The following is a 9,272-nucleotide window of genomic DNA, read 5'->3' as shown; positions in this document are numbered from 1 at the left end:
CACTAAGAAAGTTAGATAAAAACTAACTTTCTTAGTGTCTTTTTATGGTTGTTCTAATCGTTTTTTTCGTGTGCAATCAATATAGCATCAATGGCTTTTTCGTCTGCATCACTAAAATTAAGTGTTTTTAGCGCTTTGACATTGTCTATTAATTGTTCAGGACGGCTCGCGCCTACTATAACACTAGCAATTTCGGGTTGACGTAAATCCCAAGCCAACGCCATCTCAGCAAGCGTTTGTCCACGATGTATAGCTACCTCATTAAGTTTTTTAACCGTATCTAATGTTTTTTCAACTTGTCCGACCTTTAAAAACGGACTAGATGATTTCGCTGCTCTGGAATCTGCAGGAATACCATTAAGGTAGCGATCAGTCAGTAATCCCTGTGCTAAAGGACTAAATACGACTGCAGATTTACCTTCTTGCTTTAAAACAGGTAAGAGGTCACGCTCTATGTGGCGGTCAAACATACTATATCTCGGTTGATGAATAATAAATGGTGTACGCAACGTTTTAAATATTTTAGCTATTTCTGTTGTTTGCGCACCATCATAGTTAGAGATACCAACATATAACGTCTTACCCTCACGGACTAACTGGTCTAAAGCCAGTGCGGTCTCTTCAGCGGGTGTTTCTGGATCTGGTCGATGAGAGTAAAAAATATCAACATAATCTAGACCTAGTCGTGTCAAACTTTGATCAGCACTTGCAATGATGCTTTTGCGCGATCCCCAGCTACCGTAAGGGCCATTCCACATGTCATAGCCAGCTTTACTAGTAATCACCATTTCATCGCGATAGGGTTTCATATCTTGAGACATCATTCGCCCAAAGTTTTCTTCGGCGCTTCCAGGAATAGGACCATAGTTATTTGCCAAATCAAAATAAGTTATGCCTAAATCAAATGCTTGGTGCACAATAGCTTTTTGATTTTCATAAGGATCAACACTACCAAAATTGTGCCAAAATCCCAGTCCCAGCGCAGAAATTTTAAGGCCACTTTTTCCGACACGATTATAAATCATGTCTTCATAGCGATTTTTATTTGCGTTATACATAATACTCCTTTATAAGTTTATTTTCATAGTTACTCACAATGCCATGTTAATTGATAATGATAATGTGTATCAGATAACAAAAATTCGGGTGCAACACTTGGTGACCAAGAATCGTCACCACCAATACCCATATGAAAACCATCAATATTGAGCCAGACACCTTTTTCTGGTTTTAGTAAATGGCGATGCGTTGCGCTTGCCAGTTGATCGGGACTATATCGGCTCATATTAAATGCAAATTCTTGTTGATTTGATTCCAATACATGATGATCAAACGTCAATCTTTTAACTTGTGTTCGCAAGCCATTCTCGCTTGGGAAAATATAAGGTGTATACAAATCTGAAAGTGGCATTGACCAACGTCCCATGATGCTTGCACTTCGACGATCACGATAGTTTTCCATCGGACCTAGTCCATCATAATCAACAGTTTTTGGTAATGTATTAAGTTGCACAGTTAAGCCTATACGAGCAGGCTCAGGATCTGCAATCTGTCGCCAAATATCAACAGAAATTGCTAATGCGCCTGTTGATGTAATTTGATAGTGCTTATTTGAAGTGAACATCAGGTGTTGATCAATTGGTGAGAAAAATTGATGTTGTGTCTCAACTTCAATATTTTGACCAACACTTTGATAGTCGAAATGTGTTAACTGACTAACTAAGTCATTCATACCGGTTGCTTGCCATCTTTCCTTCCAGGCATTTGGATCAATTTTTGTCGCTTCACTCACCCCAATGTCATTGTCCAACGGCGCACGGCTAAATTGATCTTTGAGCGGTGTTAATAAGTTTTCTTTGTTTTCAAATTGCCAACTTGTTAACAAACCATTGACGCGATTAAATGTGAACTGATTATCATTGGCAACAATAACAATTGCTTCATCATTTTCTGAAGCAATAAACTTAGCGTTATTTAATCCCAGAGTGACAGTTTTTAAGGATTGTGGTACTTGATTTTGAATGATGAATTGATGGTAAGCCAATCGTGTTTTCGCACGAATGATGCCATCATTTTCACGCTGTAAAATTTTGACATTCAAAAAAACATCATCATCATTAAACTCTGGTACATCTAATACAATAATTTGATTACCACCAGCAGGTAAATTCAAGTCCACACGTTGCGTTTTAATCACATCATCCCCATTTATCCAGTCACAGATAAGTATGGCATCATTAACGGTTTTAAATAAATGTTTGCTCGTCACTGTCAATGCGTTTATCTCACCAAGTGATGTTTTATTGAGTTGAAAACTAAAATATTGCTGACAATGGGCCGCTTCTAACAATGCAGGTTTTGGTGTGCGATCTGGGAATAATAAACCATCTAAACTAAATTGTCGATCATTTGGATAGTCACCAAAATCACCACCATAGGCATAACTAGTTTCACCATTAGCTGTTTTTTTCAGCAAGCCCTGGTCAACCCAATCCCAAATAAAGCCACCCTGTAATTTAGGAAATTGTTCAAAGGCTTGCCAATATTTATTAAATCCGCCTAAACTATTCCCCATACTGTGGGCATATTCACATAGTATCAGTGGTCTCGTTTCTCCTGGCAAACTGATCCATTTTTTTATAGACCATTTAGAATTAACAGGTTCGATTTGATCTTGATCGACACGAGCATACATTGGCACGATAATATCTGTTGCTGGTGTATCTGCACCACCACCCTCATACTGAACAGGTCTGGAAGGATCGGTTTGCTTCACCCAACTATACATGGCATCATGATTATGACCATAGCCTGATTCATTGCCTAATGACCAAATAATGATAGACGCATGATTAAAATCACGTTGTACCATACGTGTTACGCGTGTCATCATCAACGGCAAATACTGTGAATCATTTGTTAAACGGTTCATTGGTGTGACACCATGAGTTTCAATATTAGTTTCATCCACTAAATACAAGCCGTATTGATCACATAATTCATACCATCGTGAAGCATTCGGATAATGCGACAGCCGCACAGCATTAAAATTATGTTCTTTCATCATACGAATATCAGAAATCATCGTATCTTCGTCAACATAATATCCCTTATCTGCAGTGAATTCATGCTTATTAACACCACGAATCATCAATGGTTGATTGTTTAACATCAATAAACCATCTTTGATTTGAACTTTTCGGATACCTATTGCTTTATTTTCGACTTGATAAATTTGTTTATCATCATGTAGAATAATTTGCACTGTATAGAGATTAGGAATTTCAGCTGACCAAAGTTTAGGGTTTTCCACAGATAATTTTAAAGTTGCCTCAGAGTCATTGGCCCCACGTTCATCAATCAATTGACTACCTAAATTACTGGTTGTTGTGTCAATTTTTTTTGCTTGCCAATACAAATTAGTGGTCACCTTTAAGTCATTTCGACCACTTGTTAACACTTCTGCCTTTGTTTCAACAACAGCACTATCTAAATCATCATCTAACTGTGTCTGAATCGTAAAATTTTTAAATCTGACTTTAGGTACCTTTATTAAATCAACATCACGAAAAATGCCAGACATACGCCACATATCTTGATCTTCAAAGTAACTTGCCTTACTCCATTTTAACACCAATACTGCCAAACGGTTTTGCCCATGAATTAATTTATCAGTCAAATCAAATTCTGCTGGTAAACGGCTATCTTCTGAGTAACCAATCCATTCACCGTTTAACCAAAGGTAAAACGCCGAACTCACACCGTTCAAAACAATATGAACTTCATGATCAGTTTCAAACCAACTATCAGGAACTTCAAATTTTTTTGAATAACCGCCCATAGGATTATCCTCAGGCACATATGGTGGATTGACTGTAAATGGATAATCAACGTTAGTGTATACTGGGACATCGTAATTTCCTTGTAACTGCCAATTTCCAGGTACTTGAATTGAATTTGCTTGTGGTAAATCATTTGTTCGCCATGCTTCATCCACAAACGATTGATTTGAAAAGTAACTAAACTGCCAGTTACCATTTAAAGATTGCTGTTGCGACTCATCCGCCTCCTGTAATGCTAGATTCAATCCATAGGACATATCTGTATGCATAGGCAAACGATGCCAATTAGTAACAGCTGGATTTTCCCAATCGCGACGATACAAAACATTTTCAATAGTTGTCATTTTCACTCCTCATATTGGATGCAATATTACTCAGATATCAATGTCAAAACGCGTTGTTGCCTGATAAACTTCATTTGCAGGTAGAACAATATTACCAAACGCTGGGTACTTTTCTGCACCTGGTGCTACTTGTGTCTCAAGTGTTATACCACCATGATTAATCAAATGTTCTTGACGCATAGGCAACTGGTAGTCATCCCCAAAGTTAGCTGTAAAGACAACCACTGATGGCGCTGTTGTTCGCATATTAATAGCTACTTTTTGATCTGGCGATACCAGACGAGCCTGAGGGATGTCAGAGTCAGTTACTTGGTTCAACAAAAATGGATGATCAAGGCCACCAACTAATTGGTTCTGAGAATCGACAGAAATCAGTGCTTCATTAACTTTCTTTGCTTTTCTAAAATCGAAAGCCGTCTGTGACACATCACGTTGTTCCCCAGTTGTTAAGTTCTGGTCATCAAGAGGTGCAAAGTGATCTGCATCAATAGACAACATATGATCAGCAACACTCTTATCAGGATGCCCTGTCAAGTTGAAATAAACATGATTTGTTGGATTAAATAGTGTCATAGCATCACTATTTGCTTCATAACTTACTTGCCAAACATTATCATTATCAAGCGTGTAAGTCACTTTGACAGTCAAATTTCCCGGAAATCCATTATTCTGATTAGGACTAGTATGCGTAAATGATGTTGATACTTTATTGTCACTTATATTCGTTTCACTCTGCCAGTATGCCATTTCGAAACTATCTGGTCCACCATGCAGCGTGTTATCATTTTCATTTTTTACAACTTGATAGTTTGTCTGATTAAGTTGAAACGAACCGTTGGCAATACGACCGGCAACTCTACCAATCGTTGCACCAATATAATGATCTTTGGCGATATATTCCTCAGCTGAATCAAATCCTAAAATTAATTCCCTTCGCTCATTGTTGATTGGCACATTCAAATGCACAATACGTGCACCAAAATCTGTCACAGCCAGCTGCACGCCATTATCATTAATCATTGTAAAAAGTTTGGCATGTTCGCCAAACGCACTTTTAATAATATTCATATTCATATCTCCTTTTTCAAATGACTGGAATAACTTAATAATTCTACTTAATAACTACATACAAGTTATAGGATCATAAACCACTAATTGCTTCAAATAATTAATGACTTCATTCTATTTCATGAATAAATCTCTGTAATCCTTGCTGACCGGTATCATTAGATTTGAAAACACCGGCATCTTCTAATACCCGCTTGAATATTTGACCAACACTTTGTTGCACAATATTTTCAACGTTTTCAGCGTTCACCTCGTGTGATGCCAGCAATTCGTCTGCCCATGCTTGGTGGTTTGATGCCACATGATCAACTTTTTCAAGTAGAAAATCTTCTACTTCGGCTAATTCTTTTTTTAATCGTGGTGGTAAAATAGCCAATCCCATCACCTCAATTAAACCAATGTTCTCTTTTTTGATATGTTGAACATCAGGATGCGGATGGAAAATACCATCAGGAAAAGTATCTGAAATATTATTGTCACGCAAAACTAAATCAATTTCATACCTGTCATGACGATAACGCACAATTGGCGTCACTGTATGATGCGGCGTGCCATCTTCATCATAACTTTTAATTGACAGAGATTCATCATCGTAAACATGCCATATTTTAATCACATGCATGGCAGCTTTTAATAACTTATTTTTATTTTTATCAATCAAACGAATCGCTGTCATGGGCCAATTCAATACACCTGCTTCATCAAGTGTCACATCTGCGATATGAATTTTCTGTTTAATAGCTGCTTTAGCCATTGGCAATTCGTACCGCCCCGCTTGAAAATGATCATGTGATAAAATTGATCCGCCAACGATTGGTAAATCAGCATTTGATCCTATAAAATAATCCGGAAATTGCGTTACAAATTCTAATAGGCGCGCCATGTTTTCTTCATCAATATGCATGGGTCGAATCGTTTGCGACAAGACAATCGCATGTTCATTAAAATAGGCATAAGGCGAATATTGAAAATACCAAGTTTCACCGCCTAATGTTAGAGGAATCACCCGATGATTCGTCCGTGCTGCATAATCTAAACGACCCCAATAGCCTTCATTTTCGCGTGCCAATTGGGAGGCTGGGTACTGCAATTGCTGATTGTTTTTATGACTCATTGCTGCAGCTGCTGCAATGGCTTTAGGATCTTTTTCTGGCTTAGATAAGTTAATCGTTATTTGTAACTCGCCATAGTTTGTTGGTGTTGGAAACGACATGTTTTGACTAATTTCACGCGTTTTAATATAATTGCTGCGCTTTGACAATTCAAATAAATAGTTAGTCGCAGATTCAGGTGATGTCTGATAATATGTCCAAAATGATTTATTCACTTGTGACGGTCTTGGCACAAATAAATTCATCAATTGTGCGCCCAACATATCTTCGTTCATCTGTCGATTGTCCAGTGTGCCATTATTTTTAGATAACATAATTAACTTATCTAATATGTCTAAAGTCGATAAATTTTCCACATCACTGTCATCATGAGACACCGTATAAGTTGATTCACCAACAATGCCGAGAATTTGATTAATCAAATAGACTTTATCATCATCGAGGTAATCTGTGGCTGCAATGACACGTTTAGCAAATATATTTACTAACGCACTGATATTCATTACTTATCCCCCTGTATGGCGCCCACCCAGTGGGCACCTTCCCCAATATTTGCGACATAAAATGATGGCGCATAACCCATAACTGATTCATATTTTTCGCCAACTATTTTTTCCAACGTATCAACTGAATCGTGATGGACTAACGCTATTGCACAGCCACCAAATCCAGCACCCGTCATACGTGCACCAAGCACTCCGCTAATATCTTGTGCTGTTTCAGCAAGTGTATCAAGCTCAATGCCAGTCACTTCATAATCATCCTTCAAAGACTTATGAGAAGCATTCATTAACTGGCCAAAGGCCGTCAAATCATTTGCCTTCAATGCTTTAACCGCTGCCTCTGTTCGTTCATTTTCATAAACTGCGTGTCGTGCACGCTTAACGACAGTTTCATCTGTTATAAAATGAGCATATTTTTCAAAAGTTGGGGTATCTAGTTCGCCTAAAAACTGAATATTTAGATGATTTTGCAACTGATAAACAGCTTCTTGTGTCTCACGTACACGTTCGTTATATTTAGATTCTGCCAATTCACGACGCTTATTTGTATTCATAATAACGACTACATACTCGCCTAAATGAATTGGTACCATTTCATAAATCATGGTATTTGTGTCTAGATAAATGGCATGTTCTTTTTCACCAAAACCAATAGCAAATTGATCCATAATACCAGTATTGACACCCACAAAATCATTTTCAGCACGTTGACCACAAGCAACCAATTGTAATCTTGGAATTTTAAGATTATACAGTTTTTGCGCCATAACCCCAATTAATAGTTCCAATGAAGAAGAAGAAGATAGACCTGAACCATTTGGAATATCACCTTCAATGACTAATTCAAAGCCATAAGTAAAATGATTACCATAACCTTTCATAGCCTGTAATACACCTTTTACAAAATTTCCCCACGACGCACTTGGAATTTTTGTTTCGTCATCAATGTCAAAACTAATCACGCCTTGTTCAACAAAGTTTGTCGAATAAAGTTTGACTTGTTTATCAGAACGCGCTGAAGCCACACCATATGTTCCTAATGTAATTGATGCCGGAAATACATGGCCACCATTATAATCGGTATGTTCACCAATTAAGTTAATTCTCCCCGGTGAAAAAAACTTATCACTTGGCGTATGATTAAACTTGTCAACAAAAATTTGCGATAATTTCTCATAAACATTAGTCATCTATCAATTCCTCTTTTTCTACTTTACTAGCATTGCTTCTGTTGTAGCTGTACTCACCAGTTATCAAGCCGTTCACTTTCATTAGACGGACATATAAGACGGTAAACATCACCATATCAAATTAATTGTGCTAAGTAATTTGATTTTTGGATATATTTTACTAAAATACAAACAAATTCTACCATTTATTTACTATAATGTAAACGCTTACTTTGCTTTAAAAGTTTCTCTGTACTTCAATGAACTTGGAATTGTCGTCCAATTGGTCCAATCATGTTCCGCTGAGCTCAATTCTATAGCCTGTGCCAAAGCAGTTTTCCCAAGTGCTAAAGGATTTAATTCAACAGTAGTTAATGACGGTACGATATAAGCAACAATATCTAAATTATCAAAACTCACAATATCAATATCTTTACCTGGTTCCAAACCGTAATTTTTCAAGATACTGATAGCTCCAATGGCAATTGGATCAGATGCTACAACTAGCGCATCAATAATATTCCCTTCAGCCAATAATTTAATCGTGCCTTGACTTCCTGTCTCTGGACGCCAATCACCAATATATGATTGTGGTTGCAATTGATGTAAGCTCATCCATTCACGGTACGAATCAAATCGCGTATCACTTATTTTTGATTTTGAGGTGCCATCTAAATCTAAGACATCATTGTCTCCACCAATAAATCCAATATGCCGTCGACCATTGCGATACAATTCATCTAAAATACGATATGTCATTTGACTTAATTCTGGATTAACTGCAGTCACATCATTATAATGAACCGTTGAATCAACTAAAACTATATTATGATTGATCTCTCGAATTTTAGTAATCGCCTCTTCTGAAATGTTTCCTAAAATAATAACAGCATCAAAACTTCCCAAGAGCATCGCATCCACGCCTTGATCAATTCTAATTATTTCATCAATTAAAACACCACTTTGATAGGCTGCTTTTTCAATACCCATATAAATTTGTCGCCAATACGTATCACGCGCCTCGCGAGATTCTGAAAATACGGTGAGCACACAAATATGAATCACTTTTTGCTTTTCATTTTTTTTAGATTTTTTAACATAATTCAATCGTTTAGCAGCATCAATGATATTTTGGCGCGTGTCATCAGATACTGACAAAGTCATATCGCTATTCAGAACACGTGATACAGTACTAGAGGACACCCCTGTTGCTGTCGCTATTTGTTTAATTGTC

The 9,272-nt window shown here is 37.2% G+C and carries 6 protein-coding genes; all 6 read right to left on the bottom strand.

All coding sequences use genetic code 11. From position 1 onward, the window contains the following. Positions 1-53: 53 nt before the first annotated feature. Positions 54-1,058 (bottom strand): aldo/keto reductase, encoded by a 1,005-nt coding sequence (locus EUI_RS0102390; RefSeq protein WP_010015804.1) that lies wholly within the window; start codon positions 1,056-1,058, stop codon positions 54-56. Between the two features lie 29 nt (positions 1,059-1,087). Further along, positions 1,088-4,186, bottom strand: coding sequence for a beta-galactosidase (locus EUI_RS0102385; RefSeq protein WP_010015803.1), 3,099 nt, complete (start codon positions 4,184-4,186; stop codon positions 1,088-1,090). A gap of 30 nt (positions 4,187-4,216) precedes the next feature. Next, the gene (locus EUI_RS0102380) at positions 4,217-5,254 is read right to left on the bottom strand and encodes a galactose-1-epimerase (RefSeq protein ID WP_010015802.1); all 1,038 of its coding nucleotides are present in this window, start codon (positions 5,252-5,254) and stop codon (positions 4,217-4,219) included. Between the two features lie 109 nt (positions 5,255-5,363). Further along, positions 5,364-6,869, bottom strand: a complete 1,506-nt coding sequence (gene galT / locus EUI_RS0102375; protein ID WP_010015801.1) for a UDP-glucose--hexose-1-phosphate uridylyltransferase — start codon at positions 6,867-6,869, stop codon at positions 5,364-5,366. Further along, complete coding sequence (locus tag EUI_RS0102370; protein WP_010015800.1) at positions 6,869-8,059, bottom strand: galactokinase; 1,191 nt, start codon at positions 8,057-8,059, stop codon at positions 6,869-6,871. The genes galT and EUI_RS0102370 overlap by 1 nt, the downstream gene beginning before the upstream one ends. Positions 8,060-8,266: 207 nt before the next feature. Next, on the bottom strand, positions 8,267-9,272 hold a 1,006-nt coding region (locus EUI_RS0102365), incomplete at its 5' end, for a LacI family DNA-binding transcriptional regulator (RefSeq protein ID WP_010015798.1).

This window comes from Leuconostoc gelidum subsp. gelidum KCTC 3527, from assembly GCF_000166715.1.
Lineage (GTDB): Bacteria > Bacillota > Bacilli > Lactobacillales > Lactobacillaceae > Leuconostoc > Leuconostoc gelidum.
The sequence above is the reverse complement of the archived record's forward strand: the minus strand, read 5'-3'. Positions and strand labels throughout refer to the sequence as shown.

Excerpts from the sequence above, each read along its gene's own strand:
- EUI_RS0102390 (WP_010015804.1), bottom strand. The coding sequence starts at position 1,058 with ATGTATAACGCAAATAAAAATCGCTATGAAGACATGATTTATAATCGT.
- EUI_RS0102385 (WP_010015803.1), bottom strand. The coding sequence starts at position 4,186 with ATGACAACTATTGAAAATGTTTTGTATCGTCGCGATTGGGAAAATCCA.
- EUI_RS0102380 (WP_010015802.1), bottom strand. The coding sequence starts at position 5,254 with ATGAATATTATTAAAAGTGCGTTTGGCGAACATGCCAAACTTTTTACA.
- galT (WP_010015801.1), bottom strand. The coding sequence starts at position 6,869 with ATGAATATCAGTGCGTTAGTAAATATATTTGCTAAACGTGTCATTGCA.
- EUI_RS0102370 (WP_010015800.1), bottom strand. The coding sequence starts at position 8,059 with ATGACTAATGTTTATGAGAAATTATCGCAAATTTTTGTTGACAAGTTT.